Source organism: Stenotrophomonas sp. DR822 (assembly GCF_019793815.1).
GTDB classification, from domain to species: domain Bacteria; phylum Pseudomonadota; class Gammaproteobacteria; order Xanthomonadales; family Xanthomonadaceae; genus Stenotrophomonas; species Stenotrophomonas indicatrix.
On record NZ_CP081826.1, the window covers coordinates 3,776,660 to 3,793,584 of the forward strand.

The 16,925-nt window shown below is 67.2% G+C and carries 13 protein-coding genes; 4 read left to right on the forward strand and 9 right to left on the reverse strand.

Annotated elements, in window-relative coordinates:
- Positions 1 to 10 precede the first annotated feature (10 nt).
- Complete coding sequence (locus K5K93_RS17205; RefSeq protein ID WP_222388509.1) at positions 11 to 946, forward strand: alpha/beta hydrolase-fold protein; 936 nt, start codon at positions 11 to 13, stop codon at positions 944 to 946.
- A 131-nt stretch (positions 947 to 1,077) separates the two neighbouring features.
- Here K5K93_RS17205 and K5K93_RS17210 read toward each other — a convergent pair whose 3' ends face one another.
- Positions 1,078 to 1,503 carry a response regulator gene (locus K5K93_RS17210; RefSeq protein ID WP_025874652.1) on the reverse strand — a complete coding sequence of 142 codons (426 nt, stop codon included), beginning with the start codon at positions 1,501 to 1,503 and terminating at the stop codon, positions 1,078 to 1,080.
- A 92-nt stretch (positions 1,504 to 1,595) separates the two neighbouring features.
- Positions 1,596 to 2,363, reverse strand: a complete 768-nt coding sequence (locus K5K93_RS17215) for a CPBP family glutamic-type intramembrane protease (RefSeq protein WP_261311868.1) — start codon at positions 2,361 to 2,363, stop codon at positions 1,596 to 1,598.
- A gap of 150 nt (positions 2,364 to 2,513) precedes the next feature.
- Between K5K93_RS17215 and K5K93_RS17220 the strand changes: the two genes are divergently transcribed.
- Positions 2,514 to 2,837: a zf-TFIIB domain-containing protein gene (locus K5K93_RS17220; protein ID WP_033831815.1), complete on the forward strand. Its 324-nt coding sequence runs from the start codon at positions 2,514 to 2,516 to the stop codon at positions 2,835 to 2,837.
- A gap of 6 nt (positions 2,838 to 2,843) precedes the next feature.
- Here K5K93_RS17220 and K5K93_RS17225 read toward each other — a convergent pair whose 3' ends face one another.
- From K5K93_RS17225 to K5K93_RS17250, 6 genes are all read right to left on the reverse strand, one after another.
- A complete protein-coding gene (locus K5K93_RS17225; protein WP_222388511.1) occupies positions 2,844 to 3,356 on the reverse strand; it encodes a GNAT family N-acetyltransferase in 513 nt (170 codons plus the stop codon).
- Positions 3,357 to 3,437: 81 nt separating this feature from the next.
- Positions 3,438 to 4,397, reverse strand: coding sequence for a copper resistance protein B (locus K5K93_RS17230; RefSeq protein ID WP_222388512.1), 960 nt, complete (start codon positions 4,395 to 4,397; stop codon positions 3,438 to 3,440).
- Positions 4,394 to 6,205, reverse strand: coding sequence for a copper resistance system multicopper oxidase (locus tag K5K93_RS17235; RefSeq protein ID WP_222388513.1), 1,812 nt, complete (start codon positions 6,203 to 6,205; stop codon positions 4,394 to 4,396). Before K5K93_RS17235 ends, K5K93_RS17230 begins: the two co-directional genes overlap by 4 nt.
- Positions 6,206 to 6,280: 75 nt before the next feature.
- Positions 6,281 to 6,667, reverse strand: a complete 387-nt coding sequence (locus tag K5K93_RS17240) for a CopL family metal-binding regulatory protein (RefSeq protein ID WP_218787869.1) — start codon at positions 6,665 to 6,667, stop codon at positions 6,281 to 6,283.
- A 174-nt stretch (positions 6,668 to 6,841) separates the two neighbouring features.
- On the reverse strand, positions 6,842 to 8,647 hold the full coding sequence (gene recQ, locus K5K93_RS17245) for a DNA helicase RecQ (RefSeq protein ID WP_222388514.1): 1,806 nt from the start codon (positions 8,645 to 8,647) through the stop codon (positions 6,842 to 6,844).
- Positions 8,648 to 9,231: 584 nt separating this feature from the next.
- Positions 9,232 to 9,780: a Dps family protein gene (locus tag K5K93_RS17250; protein WP_088100980.1), complete on the reverse strand. Its 549-nt coding sequence runs from the start codon at positions 9,778 to 9,780 to the stop codon at positions 9,232 to 9,234.
- An 86-nt stretch (positions 9,781 to 9,866) separates the two neighbouring features.
- On the opposite strand from K5K93_RS17250, the gene hrpA reads away from it, so the two are divergent.
- Positions 9,867 to 13,952 carry an ATP-dependent RNA helicase HrpA gene (gene hrpA / locus K5K93_RS17255; protein WP_222388515.1) on the forward strand — a complete coding sequence of 1,362 codons (4,086 nt, stop codon included), beginning with the start codon at positions 9,867 to 9,869 and terminating at the stop codon, positions 13,950 to 13,952.
- Positions 13,953 to 14,090: 138 nt separating this feature from the next.
- On the opposite strand, the gene K5K93_RS17260 is transcribed toward hrpA, so the two are convergent.
- On the reverse strand, positions 14,091 to 14,627 hold the full coding sequence (locus K5K93_RS17260) for a hypothetical protein (protein ID WP_222388516.1): 537 nt from the start codon (positions 14,625 to 14,627) through the stop codon (positions 14,091 to 14,093).
- A gap of 130 nt (positions 14,628 to 14,757) precedes the next feature.
- Here K5K93_RS17260 and K5K93_RS17265 point away from each other — a divergent pair, with 130 nt between their 5' ends.
- Positions 14,758 to 16,914 (forward strand): bifunctional (p)ppGpp synthetase/guanosine-3',5'-bis(diphosphate) 3'-pyrophosphohydrolase, encoded by a 2,157-nt coding sequence (locus tag K5K93_RS17265; RefSeq protein WP_222388517.1) that lies wholly within the window; start codon positions 14,758 to 14,760, stop codon positions 16,912 to 16,914.
- The last annotated feature ends 11 nt before the right edge of the window (positions 16,915 to 16,925 follow it).

Sequence of the window (16,925 nt, forward strand, 5' to 3'; positions counted from 1 at the left end):
GAGAGCGCGGATGCAGCGTGTGCGTGTATGGAGTGTGCTGGCCTGCCTGGCCTTGGCAGGGTGCGCGATGTCGGTGGCGCCGCCGGCAACGCAGAAGGAAGCCAGGGAAAGCGCGACGGCCGTGCCAGGCGTTGTGCTCCCCGATACCGAGTCACTGCGCGTGCATGACCCGATCGGGCGCGACTATGCCCTGTGGGTGGCGTTGCCTGCCGGCTACGCGGCGCATCCGCAGAAGCGTTATCCGGTGGTGTACGTGACCGATGCGCTGTACAGCTTTCCGCTGGTGCGCAGCGTGCGCAACCTGGTCGGGCAGCAGGGCGTCAACATCGAGGATTTCATCCTGGTCGGGTTGCCGCCGCAGGAAGGCCTGACCTCCAAACAGAGCCGCTCGCGCGACTACACTCCCAGTGACCCCGTGCGCACCCCTGCCGGCTACTACAGCGATGACGTGATCTATGGCGGCGCGGCCCATTACCGCGACTTCCTCGCTGACCACGCGCTGCCGCTGATCGATGCGCGCTACCGTACCGATCCGGCCCGGCGCGTGTTTGCGGGTCATTCCTATGGCGCGCTGTTGGGTGCTTACGTGCTGACGACCCAGCCCGACATGTTCGGCACCTACATCCTGTCCAGTCCGTCGCTGTGGTTCGACCAGGGCCTGCTGCCGCGCATGCAGGATGCCGCCGTGATGCCGTCACAGCCCATCCGCGTGCTGCTGTCGGTGGGCGGCTACGAGACGGTCAAGCCGGGGCCGCGTTACTCAACGGGCAACGACATGCTGCGGCAGGCCGCCGACTTCGCCGGTCAACTGCAGCGCAGCGGTCGCAAGCTGCAGGTGGAGAACATCGTGATGGATGGTGAAGACCATCTCACGGTGTATCCGCGCGTGATCACCCGTGCGCTGCTTGAGGTACTTCCGGGCGAAGGACCGTATACCGGCGGTTGACGGCCGGCTCCATCCACGCATGGCGTGGATCTACTGGCAGCATTTTCCGTTCACGCAACGGTGCGCATCGCCGTAGATCCACGCCATGCGTGGATGCACCAGTAGATCCACGCCATGCGTGGATGGCAGCCTCAGGCCGCGCTTGCCTGCGGCGCCGGCATCAGCGCGGCATCGGCGGCATGGCGGAAGCACAGCCGGATCGCATCCAGCAGCTCGCTCATGTTGTAGGGCTTGGGCAGGAAATGGATGCCGTCGTGCAGTTGCGGCAGCACAGCATGCTGGTCCATGCCGGAGGTCACCAGGATCGGCAGCTGCGGATACAGGCTGCGCACGCGGTTGGCGGCCTCGATGCCGCTGACCAGGCCGAGATTGACGTCGGTGAACATCAGGTCGAAGCGCTCTCCGGCGGCCAGCAGGCCCAGCGCGGCTTCGGCGCTGCTGACGCCTGCGACGTGGCAGGCCTGGCTCTCCAGCGCCATCCGGCTCAGTTCACGGGTTTCCTCGGCGTCTTCGATCAGCAGGACGCGTGGTTCAACGTGGCGCTTGGACAGCAGCATGACGCAACAACTCCGGACGGCAGGGCATGAAAGGCGCGCAAGTATGCGCAAGCCCCCAGTGAGCCCCGTGTGCAGGATCGGCTAAGCCGGCGTTACAGCGCGCGGTTGCGCTGGCGCCGCACATGCCAGGCCAGCGCTGCCACCGCCAGCAGCGCGGTGCCGATGCGCAGGCTGGTGGCCTGCCAGCCCAGCGCAACGGCGTCGTCGAGGCTGAACACATTCCAGGCCAGGTTCATCGACACGTGCAGGGCCAGACCGCACCACAGGGTATTGCCGTCGAGGTGGTCGAGCCAGGCGAAGATGAATCCGCCGAAGGCGATCACTACGCCGACGAACAGGGCCACGCCGCCGCCGTCGAAGCCGCCGAAGCCCAGCCAGTGCACCATGCCGAACAGCAGCGCCTGCGGCAGTGCGAGCAACGGCCAGGGGCCGCGTACGATCTTCACCAGCAGCACGAAGCCCAGGCCACGGAACAGCACTTCTTCGGCCAGCGGGAACAGCACGGCCAGCATCGCGGCGTCCAGCGTCGTCAGCGCCGTGTTGGGCGTCCCCAGCAGGGCCAGCCCCAGCCAGCACGGCAGGCTGGCCAGCAGCACCCACAACGGGCCACGCAGGTCGTTTCCGCACAGGCCGAGGCTGGCCAGCAGGCCCACACCGCGGGGGCGCAGCAGCGTGGCCAGCAGCAGTGCCACCAGCACCGCCAGCGCGTTGTCCAGCAGGCTGCCACCGTAGGGCATGGGCAGGGCGGGAATCGGCGCGCCCAGCGCGGCACTGATGTCGCGCACGTTCAGGCCGAGGCCAACGCCAAGCAGCACCAGCAACAGGCGGACGCCTGTGGGAATCGAGTCACGGGCAGTCACATGCATTCCTTGCAGCGAGGTCGCGAGGCAGTCTGCAGGGCGGCGGACGTGGCGGCACGCGCCGGAAGTCCCTGTGCCATCGGTCATGCGTTGCCGCACAGTCATCCGCACACAGGTACAGTCGAGGCCAGACCGACAGGAGCAATGCGAATGCTGTGCCCCGTGTGCAAGACCCAGACCCTGCAGATGGCCGAGCGCCATGGCATCGAGATCGACTATTGCCCGAGCTGCCGTGGCGTATGGCTGGATCGTGGCGAACTCGACAAGATCATCGAGCGCGCCACCGACGGTGCAGGTGCCGCCATGCCGCCGCCAGGGCCCGCGCCGGTGCAACCGCAGGCCGTTCCGCCGCCGGTGATGCATCGCGACACCCGTCATCTCGGCCAGCGCCACGATGACAACCGTGGCCAGTACAGCCAGGGCTACAAGAAAAAGAAGAAGGAGAGCTTCCTCTCCGAGCTGTTCGATTTCTGACGCGGCTCAGGGCCGGCGCAGGATGAACTCGCGGTCGCGGCTGTCGCCGACGATGAAGTCATACTCGCCGGCCTTGCTGCAGCCGTAGCGCGCGTAGAAGCGCTGCGCGCCGAAGTTCTCTTCCCACACGCCCACCCACAGGGTGCGGCGCTGCGGCTGCTCCAGCCAGGTCATGAAGGCATCCATCAGGCGCGCGCCGTGGCCGCCGTTCTGGTGGCTGGCCAGGATGTACAGCCGCTTCAGTTCGATGTCGCCTTCGCGTGCTTCGGCATGCGGCAGGGTGTTGGCACCGGCGGCCAGATAGCCCACCACCGTCTCACCCTCCAGCAGCAGCCACACCGCGCTGCGCGGGTCGGACAGTTCCGCTCGCTGCGGCTCGGTGCCGTAGTGTTCCTGCAGGAACGCGTGCAGATCCTGCGGCGGATAGGAATCGCCCCAGGTTTCGGTATAGGTGGCGATGGCGATCGCCGACAGCGCGTCGACGTCGGCCAGGGTGGCGCGGCGGATATGCAACGACATGGTGCAGCCTGCAATGGAACGTGCGGCAGTGTAGCCGGCCCCGGCGGTTGCCGGGGCTGGCTGCTGCTCATGATTCGCTGCTCAGAACCACATGCGGATGCCGGCGACCCAGCGTGTGTCGCGTGCATGGTCGCCGGCATAGTCGGCGGTATCGCCGAAGGCGCGTTCGTGGCTGATGCCGATGTACGGGGCGAAGCGGCGATTGAACTCGTAGCGCAGGCGCAGGCCGGCTTCGACCTTGTTGAGGCCGCGGCCGATGCCGTGCTCTGGTTCGTCCTTGCTGGCCGCGGTCGCTTCCAGCAGGGGCTGCAGGATCAACCGGTTGGTCAACAGCACGTCGTATTCGATCTCGGCCTTGACCATCAGCTGGCCACCGGAACCGGCATACAGCGTGGCCGAGCTTTCGAACTTGTACGGCGCCAAGCCCTGGATGCCGATCGCCGCCCAGGTGCGTGAATCGGCGGGGCGGACGTCCTGGCGTACACCGACCAGCACGTCCCACCACGGCGAAATTGCACGCCCGTACAGCGCTTCCACGCCTGATGATTCCGTGCGGCCTTCGCTGCGTTCGCCATCGGTGCGCAGCCACAGGCGGTTGATGTTGCCGCCGATCCAGCCGCTGGCCTCCCAGGCTTGGCCGTTGCCGTTCTTTCCATCCCAGTGCTCCAGGCGATCGATCAGCAGCAGGCTGTGGATCTCCGGGGCGTGCTCCATCGCACCATGCGCGATGGGGGGGAACGCGGCCGCACGATCAGCATCGGTGGGGACAGGTATCGGCTCGCGCGGCTGCGTCGGCGCGGGTGTGTCGTGGCCCATTGTCGAGTGATCCATCGCGCCATGGTCCATCGTCGAATGGTCCATCGCACCGTGATCCATCTTCGAATGGTCCATCTTCGAATGATCCACGTCGGCCGCTGGCGTGGCATCGGCAGGAGGCGCGTGTGCGGTCATGTCATGGCCGGCATGGGACTGCGCGAATGCGGGCAGCGCGGCCAACAGGCCGAGGGTCAACAGGCTTGGGGCAAGCAGGGAACGGCTCATTCTTCGATCCTCACTTCGCGCATCATGCCTGCTTCCATGTGGTACAGCAGGTGGCAGTGGTAGGCCCATCGGCCGAGTGCATCGGCGCGTACGCGATAGGTGCGGCGTGTACCGGGCGGCATGTCGATGGTGTGCTTGCGCAGCTGGAATTCACCCTGCGCGTTTTCCAGGTCGCTCCACACGCCATGCAGGTGGATCGGATGCTGCATCATGGTGTCGTTGACCAGCACGATGCGCATGCGCTCGCCGTAGTTCAGGCGCAGCGGTTCGGCGCCGGCGAAGGGAATGCCGTCGAACGACCAGGAGAACTTTTCCATGTGGCCGGTCAGGTGCAGCTCGATCTCGCGGCCGGGCTCGCGGCCATCGGGGTCTTCGAACAGGCTGCGCATCGCACCATAGGTCAGCACCTGGCGGCCGTTGTCGCGCAGGCCGATGCCGGGGTCGTCCAGCTTCGGCTCGGTGGCCGAACTCTGCATGTCCACCAGCGGATTGTTGCGCTCGCTGGCCGGATGCTTTGGCGCTTTGCTGGCGGTCTCGCCGCCGCCATGTGCGCCGTGGCCCATGCTGGCACCGCAGCCGCCTTCCATGCCCTTCATTGCTGCCATGTCGTGGCCGCCGTGGCCACCGCCGCCCATGTCGTGACCCATGTCGCTCATCGTCAGCAACGGGCGCGGATCGCGCGCGGGAATCGGTGCCTGCAGCCCATGGCGCACGGCGAGGGTGCCGGCGGCAAAACCCGTGCGGCCCATGTCCTGGCAGAAGAGGGTGAAGGCATCCTGGCCGCTGGGTTCCACCAGTACGTCGTAGGTTTCGGCCGGGGCGATGCGGAACTCGTCGATGCTGACTGGATGGATGTACTGGCCGTCGGCGGCGACCACGGTCATCTTCAGGCCGGGAATGCGCACGTCGAAGTAGGTCATGGATGCACCGTTGATGAAGCGCAGCAGCACCTTTTCGCCACTGCGGAACAGCCCGGTCCAGTTGCCGGCCGGCGCGGTCCCGTTCATCAGGTAGGTGTAGGTGTGCGCGTTGATGTCGGAGATGTCGCTGGGCGTCATCCGCATCCGGCCCCACATGCCGCGGTCGGACAGCGCGGCCGACCAGCCATCGCGACGGGCGTCGCGCAGGAAGTCGGGCAGGGTGCGCTTGTAGTAGTTGTCGTGCTCGGCGAGCTTTTTCATGCGCCGGAACAACGCGCCGGGATCCATGTCGGTCCAGTCGGACAGCATGATCACGTGCTCGCGGTCATGCCGGTACGGCGCCGGCTCGGCCGGGTCGATGATCAGCGCGCCGTACAGCCCCGCCTGTTCCTGGAACAGCGAATGGCTGTGATACCAGTAGGTGCCGGACTGCTTGAGGTCGAAGTGGTAGTGGTAGGTCTCGCCAGGGCCGATGCCGTTGAAGCTCAGGCCCGGCACGCCATCCATGTTGGCCGGCAGCAGGATGCCGTGCCAGTGGATCGAAGTAGGGTGCTGGCCGAGCGTGTTGCGCACGAACAGGTCCACGGTCTGGCCTTCGCGCCAGCGCAGGATCGGTGCCGGCAGCGATCCGTTGACGGTGATCGCCGGGCGGGTGCGGCCGGTGAAGTTGGCCAGCGACTCGCCGATCGCCAGTTCGACGCGGGTATCGCTGATGACCGAAGGTGCGCCGGCCAGGCGTGGCGCGGCAGAAGCGGCGGCGAGCGCGCGCTGCGGGATGCCGGCCGCGGCGATGCCGGCGACCACGCCGCCAGCAGCGATGCCCTGCACGAACAGACGGCGCGACGGCATGGGCACAGCGCCCGGGCCGGGAGGAATACGGGTACTCATGGTGGTGACTCCAAACACGGAATGACGCCAGCGCAGGGCCGGCTTCAGTGCGCAGCGCGCACGAGGCGTGTTGGATCAGCCGATGGGAGGGCGTGAGATCGGCGGCAGCGGCGGTGCCGGGCGGCCATTGGCAGGCATCGGCTGCGGGGTCAGGGAAAGACCGGGACCCGCCAGGAAAGGCAGTGCCTGCACGGCCAGCAGCGGGTGCTGGGCGCAGCTGCGCACGCAGTCCTTGATCTGGCAGTGTGCGTCGTGCGCGGGGGCCTTGGCCTGCGGCGCCTCGTCGGCCGTCATGCCGGCGTGGTGGTGGCAGTCGGCGTCGCCTTCATCGGTCATCGCCGAGGCCATCGCATGGGCCATGCGGCCCATGTCCTCGTGCCCGCTGGCCATGGCCGCGTTCAGCCCGTTGAGCAACAGGCTGAGCATGAGCACGACACGGAGCAGGGTCGAGGCGAGGGACATGGCGCTAATCTAGCGGCAAGTGGGCGGACATGCACATCCGGCTGAACGGGTGGTTCAAGGTTTGAGCCGGGCAAGGGTGCGCAATCGCGCAGCCTGGTAGCGCCGGGCCATGCCCGGCGAGCGTGAAGCGCGGTCGATATGCGGGCCGCCGGGCATGGCCCGGCGCTACCGGGGTCACCCCTCTTCGCGCACGATCTCGACCAACCTCGGGCCATAGCGGCTGAGCTTGGTGCCGCCGATGCCACCGACCCGGGCCAGCTCGTCCAGCGAGGTCGGGCGCTGTTCGGCGATGTTGCGCAGGGTGCTGTCGTGGAAGATCACGAAGGCCGGCACGTTCTGCTCGCGCGCCAGCTCGGCGCGCAGGCCGCGCAGCGCATTGAACAGGGCCAGGTCCTGCGGCAGCACCGACAGGCCGGTGCGTTGCGCGCTGCGTTCGCGCCCGGCGCTGGCACTGACCGCATCGCGGCGCATGCTGATCTGGCGGCGACCGGTCAGCACATCGCGGCTGGCATCGGTCAGGCGCAGGCCACCGTGGCCCTCGCTGTCCACTTCCAGCAGGCTGGCGGCCACCAGCTGGCGGAACACGCTGCGCCAGGTACGCGCGTCCAGGTCGCGGCCGATGGCGTAGGTGCTCAGCTTGTCGTGGCCCTGCTGCTTGACCTTCTCGTTCTCGCTGCCGCGCAGGATGTCGATCAGGTGGCCGACGCCGAAGCGCTGGCCACTGCGGTATACACAGCTCAACGCCTTCTGCGCGGGGATGGTGGCATCCCAGGCCGCCGGCGGGGTCAGGCAGTTGTCGCAATTGCCGCAGGGCTTGGGATAGGTCTCGCCGAAACCGGCCAGCAGCACCTGCCGGCGGCACTGCATCGATTCGCAGTACCCCAGCAGGTGGTCGAGCTTGGACCGCTCCAGCTGCTTGCGCTCCTCGCTGGCCTCGGACTGCTCGATCATCTGCTTGAGCAGCACCACATCGCCCAGGCCGTAGCAGAGCCAGGCCTCGGCGGCTTCGCCATCGCGACCGGCGCGGCCGGTTTCCTGGTAGTAGCCTTCCATCGACTTGGGCAGGTCGGTATGGGCGACGAAGCGTACGTCCGGCTTGTCGATGCCCATGCCGAAGGCGATGGTCGCGCACATGACGATGCCGTCCTCGCGCAGGAAACGGCGCTGGTTGTTGGCACGCACTTCCGCGGGCAGGCCGGCGTGGTAGGGCAGGGCATTGAACCCCTGCGTGCACAGGAACTCGGCGGTTTCCTCCACCTTGCGCCGTGACATGCAGTAGACGATGCCGGCCTCGCTGCGATGGCTGCGCAGGAAATCGCTCAGCTGCTTGCGGGCGTTGTCCTTCTGCACCACGGTGTAGCGGATGTTGGGGCGGTCGAAGGAGCTGACGAAGTGACGTGCTTCGGCCAGGTCCAGACGCTCGGCGATCTCGCGCTGGGTGGGCGGGTCGGCGGTGGCGGTCAGGGCGATCCGCGGAATCTCCGGCCAGCGCTCGTGCAGGACGGTCAGCTGCCGGTATTCGGGGCGGAAGTCGTGGCCCCATTGCGACACGCAATGGGCTTCGTCGATGGCGAACAGGGCGATCCGGCTGCGCGACAGCAGCGACAGGAAGCGGCCGGTCAGCAGGCGTTCGGGAGCGACATAGAGCATGTCGAGCTCACCGGCGAGCAGTTCGCGTTCGACCCGGCCGGCCGTTTCGGCGTCCAGGGTCGAGTTCAGGAATTCGGCGCGCACGCCGAGCTGGCGCAGGGCTTCGACCTGGTCCTGCATCAGCGCGATCAGCGGCGAGATGACGATGCCACAGCCGTCACGCAGCAGGGCGGGCACCTGGTAGCACAGTGATTTGCCGCCGCCGGTAGGCATCAGCACCAGGGCATCGTGACCGGCAGCCACATGCTCCACGATGTCCTGCTGCGGACCACGGAAATCGTCGTAACCAAAGACGCGGCGGAGCAGGTCGTGCGCAGGACGGGAAGCCATCCGCCTAGTTTACCCCGGCGGGGGTTCGGCCGGGTTGCACCCGGCACCTGCTGTAGTGCCGGCCGCTGGCCGGCAACCCTGGCAACAGCAACAGCAACAGCAGCAGCAGGCTCTGGGGTGATCCGTGGTTTGGCGGGGCGGTGTGGGCTTGCAGGACACGCCGTAAACCCGTCCATGGGGGCTCGATGGCGCCATCCATGGCGCCAACGGTCCTGCAAGCCCACACCGCCCCGCCCCCGACAGATTTCCGGTGACGGTTGGTAGATCCACGCCATGCGTGGATGAAATCTGTCAGATATCGACAAATAAAATGGGGTCGGATCCGTTTTCCTGCGGAAAACGGATCCGACCCCAAGAGCTGGCCCGGCAGATCGCGGAGGTTTGTCGAAGGCGGGGTGGGTCCGGTTGCGGGGGCGTGAGCGCCATGGATGGCGCGACCGAGCCTACAGGGACGTATTCACGGCGTCCCCCGCAACCGGACCCACCCCGCTACCCACAGGAAGTCAGCTTTTGCTCTGGCTCTGGCCTTGGCTTCAAAGTCTCTGCAGGTGCAGGGCGCAGCCCTGCCGAACCACCCTCAACCCTTACTGGAGCAGCGAGCGCAGCATCCACGCGTATTTCTCGTGGGTCTGCAGGCGCTGGGTCATCAGATCCTCGGTCGGAGCATCGTCGCCCTTGGCAGCCACATCCAGCACTTCACGTGCCGTACGGCATACCGCTTCGTTGGCGACCACCAACTGGCGTACCATTTCACGCCAGTCCGCACTGTCGGTCAGGCCCGGCTCCTCGACGATCGAGGTCAGCGCAGCAAATTCCCGGTAGGAGCCCGGGGCATTGAAGCCCAGTGCGCGGATGCGCTCGGCCACGTCGTCCAGTGCCGCCCACTGCTCGGTGTACTGCGTCTCGAACATGGTGTGCAGCGAGTTGAACATCGACCCGGTGACATTCCAGTGGAAGTTGTGGGTCTTCAGATAAAGCGTGAACGCATCGGCCTGGAACCGCGCCAATCCGTCGGCGATCTTCTTGCGGTCGCCCTGGGTGATCCCGATATCGATGTTGGGGGCCGACGGCGCGGAAGCCGCAAGCTTCTGCTTGCCGGTCTTGGGCTTGGTCGTGCTCTTGGTCTTCGCCATGGGGTTCCTCCTTGTGGAATCGTTGGCCTTCACAATAAATCAGTCGTGATGACTGGTCGCATTCAACGTTTTAAACGAACCGATTGATGAACGCTATCGACAAAATGCCGCAGTCCCGCCAGCGCCAACAGCGTGCCGCCATCGACGGCGCCATGAGCCGCGACCGTGGACGATTGCTGGGAATGCTCTCGCGTTGCCAGGCCAAGCCACAGGATGCGGCGTTGGCCGCCAGTTTCGAGCAGGCCTTGCAGGTTTCGGTGCAGCGCCGGCAGGCGCGGGCGCAACAACAGCCGGCCATTACTCTGGACCCACAGCTGCCGATTGCGCGTGAAGCCGAGACCATCACCCAGTTGATCCGCGACCATCAGGTGGTGGTGATCGCCGGTGAAACCGGCTCGGGCAAGACCACGCAGCTGCCGAAGCTGTGCCTGGCCGCCGGCCGTGGCCAGGCCGGCATGATCGGTTGCACGCAGCCGCGCCGGATCGCCGCACGTGCGGTGGCCAGCCGTGTCGCGCAGGAACTGCAGAGCGAGCTGGGCCAACTGGTGGGCTACCAGGTGCGCTTCAACGACAAGGTCGGCGAAGACACCCGCATCAAGTTCATGACCGACGGCATCCTGCTGGCCGAGATCGCCAGTGATCGCTGGCTGTCGAACTACGACACGATCATCGTCGACGAAGCGCACGAACGCAGCCTCAACATCGACTTCCTGCTTGGCTATCTCAAGCAGCTGCTGCGCAAGCGCCCGGACCTGAAGCTGATCGTCACTTCGGCGACCATCGATACCGAGCGCTTCGCCCAGCATTTTGACAATGCCCCGGTAATCAGCGTCGAAGGCCGTACCTATCCGGTCGAGGTGCGCTATCGCGCGCTGGAAGGCGAGGGCGAAGACCAGGGCGAACGCACGGTCAACGATGCGATCGTTGCGGCCATCGACGAAATCACCCGCCTGGATTCCCGTGGCGACGTGCTGATCTTCCTGCCGGGCGAGCGTGAGATCCGCGATGCACACCAGTCACTGGAGCGGCGCAAGTACCGCAATACCGAAGTGCTGCCGCTGTACGCGCGGCTGTCCAACCAGGACCAGGACCGGGTGTTCAACCCCGGCCCGAACCGACGCATCGTGCTGGCCACCAACGTGGCCGAGACCTCGTTGACGGTGCCGCGCATCCGCTATGTGGTCGACCCCGGTTTCGCCCGCGTCAAGCGTTACAGCCCGCGCAACAAGCTGGACCGGCTGCACATCGAGCCGATCTCGCAGGCCAGTGCCAACCAGCGCAAGGGCCGCTGTGGCCGCGTGGCCGAGGGCATCTGCTATCGCCTGTATGCCGAGGCCGATTTCCAGGCGCGGGCGGAGTTCACCGATCCGGAAATCCGTCGTTCCAGCCTGGCCGGGGTGATTCTGCGCATGCTGCAGCTTGGCCTGGGCCGCATCGAGGATTTCCCGTTCCTTGAGGCGCCGGATGAGCGGGCCGTCGCTGACGGTTGGCAGCATCTGACCGAGCTGGGGGCGATCGACAGCCAGCGCCACCTGACCGCGATCGGCAAGCAGATGGCGCGCCTGCCGGTGGACGTGAAGCTGGCGCGCATGCTGGTGGCGGCGCAGGCGGCAGGCTGCCTGCGACCGATGCTGGTGATCGCCTCGTTCCTGGGCATCCAGGATCCGCGCGAGCGGCCGCCCGAGGCGCGTGGCGCCGCCGACAACGCACACGCGCAGTTCGCCGATGGCCGCTCCGAGTTCGTCGGTGTGCTGCGCCTGTGGGACGCCTATCGCCAGTCCCATGAGGATCTGACCCAGTCCAAGCTGCGCGACTGGTGCGGCCGCCACTTCCTCGGCTTCCTGCGCATGCGCGAATGGCGCGAGCTGCATCGGCAGCTGCGCCTGCTGTGCGAGGAACTGGGCTGGAAGGAAGAGGCCAACGAGGCATCGATGGCACCGCTGCTGGCCGGCAGCAGTGCGCCGGCTCCGGCGCGCGATGACGCTGCTGCGGTGAAGGCGACCCGTGGCCAGCTGCACCGTGCCGCGCGCCTGGCCCGCGAGGGCAAGGCCGAAACGGCGCCCGCGCCGGTCGCCGCCCGTGCGCAGAAGGACCAGGCGCCCGACGGCGGTGGTTACAGCGAACGCGTTCGCGCCACGGCTTACCAGACCCTGCATCGGGCGTTGGTGGCGGGCCTGCCCACGCAGATCGGCCATCGCAGCGAGAAGGGTGATTTCCAGGCGCCGCGCCAACGCCGTTTCCTGCCGTTCCCCGGATCGACGCTGTCCAAGCGGCCGCCACCGTGGCTGCTGGCCGCCAACCTGCTGGATACGCAGAAGGTGTGGGGCATGACCCTGGCGGCGATCGAGCCGGACTGGGTGATTGCCGAACTGCCGCACCTGCTGCTGCGCAAGCACTTCGACCCGCATTGGTCGCGTGCGCAGGGCCAGGTGCTGGCCTCCGAGCAGATCAGCCTGTTCGGGCTGGTGCTGGCACCGAAAAAACCGGTGCATTACGGCCGCATCAACGCCGGCGAGGCGCATGACATCTTCGTGCGGCAGGCACTGGTGACCGGTGAGATCAACACCCGCGCCAGCTTCGTGGCCGACAACCAGAAGGTGCTGGAGCAGGCACGCGAGGAAGAAGCCAAGCTGCGCCGTGCCGGCATTGTTGCCGACGAGGACTGGCAGGCACGCTGGTACCTGGACCGGGTGCCGCCGCAGATCCATTCCGCGTCCGGGCTGGATGCGTGGTGGAAGGCGCTGCCGCCGGAACAGCGCAAGGGCCTGCACTGGTCGTTGATGGACCTGCTGCCGGGCGAAGGCAGCGAGCAGGAGCGCTACCCGAAGTACCTGGCGCTGGGCCAGGCGCGGTTGCCGCTGCACTACCGCTTCGAACCGGGGGCCGACGATGACGGCGTGACCCTGGACGTGCCGCTGCATCTGCTCAATGCACTGGATGCAGTGCAGTTGGGGTGGCTGGCGCCGGGTTTCGTTGCCGACAAGGCGGCGGCCTTGATCCGCAGCCTGCCCAAGGCGATGCGGCGCAACTACGTGCCGGCACCGGATTTCGCGCGCGCGTTCTACGAGGCCTTCCCGCAGCCCAGCGCGGACGCAATCACCGGCGAGCTGGCGCGTTTCCTGTCCCGTGCAACCGGGGCAACCGTGGCCGCTACCGATTTCGAGCCCGGTTCAATCGAACCGCACCTGCACATGAACCTGCGCCTGCGCGACGAGCAGGGCAAGGTGCTGGCAACCTCGCGCGACCTCGATGTGCTGCGTGCGAAGTTCGGTGGCCGTGCCGGCGATGCGTTCGCCGCACGTGCCGGGCGCGAGATGGCGGCCGATGGCCTGCGCTCGTTCCCGGCCACGCCGATTCCGCTGCAGGTGCCGGGCGAGGCCGGCGTGCCGGCCTATCCCGCGCTGAAGGATGAGGGTGACAGCGTTGCACTGCGCATCTTTGCTGATCGCCAACAGGCCGAGGAAGCGCACCCGCTGGGCGTGCGTCGACTGCTGGAGATTGGCCTGGGCGAGAAGATCAAGCAGGCACGCAAGCAGTTGCCGGTAGCGGCGAAGACCGGGCTGCTGTACGCCTCGATCGAAACCCAGGAACGCCTGCGTGGCGATCTGGTCGATGCGGCGCTCAATGCCGTGCTGGCCGACGGCCTGGGCGACATCCGCGATGCGGCGGCGTTCGAGCAGCGTCGCGAGCACGCGGCAAAGGCGCTGTTTGGCGAGGCGATGCAGCGCTTGAAGCTGGCCGAGTCGATCCTTGCCCTGGTGGCCGAGTTGAAGCCGATGCTGGAAGCACCGTTGATGGGCTGGGCGCGCGGCAATCTGGATGACATGGAGGCGCAGCTGGTTGGGCTGATCCATCCCGGCTTCCTGCGCGACACGCCGGCCGATGCCCTGGCGCAGTACCCGCGTTACCTGAAAGCGATGATCCTGCGCACCGAACGCGCCAAGCGCGATCCCCCACGTGACCAGGCGCGCATGCTGGAACTGCACCCGTTCCTGGAGGCACTGCAGGTGGGCGAGCAGCAGGGCCTGCGCGAGCGGCCGCAGTGGCAGGCCTTGCGCTGGGATCTGGAAGAGCTGAGGGTTTCGTTGTTCGCCCAGGAGCTGGGCGCACGCACCGGCGTTTCGGCGAAGAAGCTGGCGCAGCGGGTGACCGCACTGCGCCAGGCCTCGTAATCCCTGGGCTGGCCCCGTCGGCTACTGGCTGGCGGGGTCAAGCGGAATGGCATCCACGCATGGCGTGGATCTACTGCGGGTCGTGGCGCAGCAGGTTGCCGCCGAGCATGGTCTCGGCGGTACCGGCTGACAGCGTCGTTACTTGGTGCGGCGCACCTTGGGCTGGGTGTTCACGCCTTCGACCTTCAGGTACCACACACCCATCACTCCGGGGCTGATGCTGACCTTCGGCGACTGCTTGCGTACGCCGGAAACCGAGGTGGCATCGGTCTGTTCCCACTGCTGGCCATTGTCCAGCACGTAGATCCGGCCCTTGCCGAAACCGCGGAACTCGCCCTGCAGCACGCCGCTGATCGGCTCGTTGCTGCCGAAGTCGAAGAAGCCGCGGTTCTTCACGATCACTTCCTGGCGGCCTTCCTCGCGCGCTTCTTCGCGCACCGCAGCGACGGCCTCGGTGGTGGCGGCTTCAACCTTGCCCTGCAGCCAGCGGTTCAGCGTGGCCAGCTCGGCGGCATTGAGCTTGTCCAGGCCAGCGGCCTTGAATTCGGCCGGTGACATCTGCTGCTGCAGGTCACCCTGCACCACGCGCTGGGCCAGCGCAGGCGCCGACAGGGACAGCAGCACGGCGGCACAGGCCAGCAGGCGAGGGCGGAAAGGCAGGGTGATCGAAGGCATGGCGGAACTCTCCGGTGGATGTCGGCGAGTGTAGCGGCATGTCCACATTCCCGGCGATGGTGGCCGCGGCGATTGTTCCTGAACGGCTGCGGCGCTAGTGTAGGGGCTTCTGTCTTGCCTGCTCGATGCTGTGAACCGCGCTTCCGTCCCCGGCCTGGATGCCTTGTTGAACCGTCCCTCGGCAGCCGTGCTGCCGGCTCCGCTGCGCCAGGCCCTGCGCGGGCATTGGGAAGCGCCGGACTGCGACCCGCAGATGCGTGCCAGCTGGTCGGTGCTTGGCGATACCCTGGACGCGCTGGCAATGCTCTCGGCAGACGAGGGCGCCGTGGTGGCGGCCCTGCTGTTCGATCTGCCGGGCCTGCGCGTCCACCTCGACGCGTTGCCGCTGGGCAGCCACAAAGCGGCGGTGATCGGCCTGCTCGATGGCCAGGATGCGGCCGATCCCGTCTGGGCACTGCATGCCGGTCGCGAGGCGGGCCGCAACAGCGAAGGCCTGCGCCGGTTGCTGCTGGCCATCATCCGCGACCTGCGGGTGGTGCCGATCCTGCTGGCCCGGCAGCTGGCGCGCATGCGCGCGGCCGACAAGCTCGATGAGGAGCAGCGCCGCGCGCTGGCCCAGTTGACCCGCGACATCCATGCGCCGCTGGCCAACCGGCTCGGCATCTGGCAGTTGAAGTGGGAACTGGAAGACCTGGCCTTCCGTCACCTGGAGCCGGACACCTACCGGCGCATCGCGCGCGAGGTCGACGAGACCCGCATCGCCCGCGAGCGCTACGTCGAAAATGTGAAGAAGGTGCTGTCGCGCGAACTGGGCGTGCAGGGCATCCGCGCCGAGGTCAGTGGCCGGCCCAAGCACATCTACAGCATCTGGCGGAAAATGCAGAAGAAGCGCCTGGCCTTCGACCAGTTGTATGACATCCGTGCGGTACGGGTGATGGTCGACGACGTCGCCGCCTGCTACGCCGCGCTCGGCGTGGTGCATGCGCTGTGGGCGCCGGTGCCGAGCGAGTTCGACGATTACATCGCCCGGCCCAAGGCCAACGATTACCGCTCGCTGCACACGGCGGTGGTTGGCCCGGAAGGGCGCACCATCGAAGTGCAGATCCGCACCCACGACATGCACGCGCAGGCCGAGCTGGGCGTGGCCGCGCACTGGAAGTACAAGGAAGGCGGCAAGGGCGCGGAGAAGTCGTTCGATCGCAAGATCACCTGGATGCGGCAGCTGCTGGAGCAGGCGCAGGACGGGCAGGGCAATGAACTGGCCGGAGCGCTTGATGCCGAGCTGACCGAAGACCGTGTCTACGCGCTGACCCCGAAGGACGAAGTGCTGGACCTGCCGCAGGGCGCAACGCCGCTGGATTTTGCCTACCAGGTGCACACCATGGTCGGGCACCGCTGCCGTGGGGCCAAGGTCAACGGCCGCATCGTGCCGTTGACCTACCGCCTGCGCAGCGGGGATCGCGTCGAGATCCTCACCGGCAAGGAGGCCGACCCGCGCCGCGACTGGCTGATGCCGGCCAACGGCTTCCTGGCCAGCAACCGCTCGCGTGAGAAGGTCCGCAGCTGGTTCCACAAGCTGGACCGTGCGCGCAACGTGCAAGCGGGGCGCGAGCTGCTGGAGCGCGAACTGAAGCGGCTGGGCCTGCAGCATTCTGACCTGTCCGCGGCGGCGAAGAAGTTCCACGCCGACAGCGTCGACGACCTGTACATCCAGGTCGCCCTGGGCGATACAGGCCCCAACCAGGTCAGCCGTTCGCTGCTGGAGGCCGAGCGTGCGGCCAGCCAGCCGGCGCCGACGTCGGCCTTGCCGCGGCCGACCGCGCGCCGCGAGAACCTGGGCAAGTCCAAGTTCACCGTACAGGGCGTGGGCAATCTGCTGGTGCAGCTGGCGCGCTGCTGCCAGCCGGTGGCGGGCGAACCGATCGTCGGCTACCTGACCCGTAGCCGTGGTGTCACCGTACATCGTGCAGACTGCGTGGCACTGGCACGGCTGGCTGCGACCAGCCCGCAGCGGATCCTGCCGGTGGAATGGGGCCAGGCCGGCGGTGGCTACGAAGTGGACGTGGTGGTCGAGGCGGTCGACCGCCGCTGGCTGCTGAAGGACATCACCAACCTGATCGCACAGGAAGACGCCTACGTGCTGGACATCCACAGCGACAACGTCCGCAACAGTGGCCGCGCGCATCTGCGCCTGCGGCTGAAGGTCAGCGACTACGGCCAGTTGTCGAATCTGCTGGGCAAGCTCGATGCGTTGCCGGGCGTGAGCGAGGCGCGTCGTCTGGGCTGAGCTTCACGCTG

Excerpts from the sequence above, each read along its gene's own strand:
- K5K93_RS17225 (WP_222388511.1), bottom strand. The coding sequence starts at position 3,356 with ATGTCGTTGCATATCCGCCGCGCCACCCTGGCCGACGTCGACGCGCTG.
- hrpA (WP_222388515.1), top strand. The coding sequence starts at position 9,867 with ATGAACGCTATCGACAAAATGCCGCAGTCCCGCCAGCGCCAACAGCGT.
- K5K93_RS17220 (WP_033831815.1), top strand. The coding sequence starts at position 2,514 with ATGCTGTGCCCCGTGTGCAAGACCCAGACCCTGCAGATGGCCGAGCGC.
- K5K93_RS17250 (WP_088100980.1), bottom strand. The coding sequence starts at position 9,780 with ATGGCGAAGACCAAGAGCACGACCAAGCCCAAGACCGGCAAGCAGAAG.
- K5K93_RS17240 (WP_218787869.1), bottom strand. The coding sequence starts at position 6,667 with ATGTCCCTCGCCTCGACCCTGCTCCGTGTCGTGCTCATGCTCAGCCTG.
- K5K93_RS17205 (WP_222388509.1), top strand. The coding sequence starts at position 11 with ATGCAGCGTGTGCGTGTATGGAGTGTGCTGGCCTGCCTGGCCTTGGCA.
- recQ (WP_222388514.1), bottom strand. The coding sequence starts at position 8,647 with ATGGCTTCCCGTCCTGCGCACGACCTGCTCCGCCGCGTCTTTGGTTAC.
- K5K93_RS17260 (WP_222388516.1), bottom strand. The coding sequence starts at position 14,627 with ATGCCTTCGATCACCCTGCCTTTCCGCCCTCGCCTGCTGGCCTGTGCC.
- K5K93_RS17210 (WP_025874652.1), bottom strand. The coding sequence starts at position 1,503 with ATGCTGCTGTCCAAGCGCCACGTTGAACCACGCGTCCTGCTGATCGAA.
- K5K93_RS17235 (WP_222388513.1), bottom strand. The coding sequence starts at position 6,205 with ATGAGTACCCGTATTCCTCCCGGCCCGGGCGCTGTGCCCATGCCGTCG.
- K5K93_RS17230 (WP_222388512.1), bottom strand. The coding sequence starts at position 4,397 with ATGAGCCGTTCCCTGCTTGCCCCAAGCCTGTTGACCCTCGGCCTGTTG.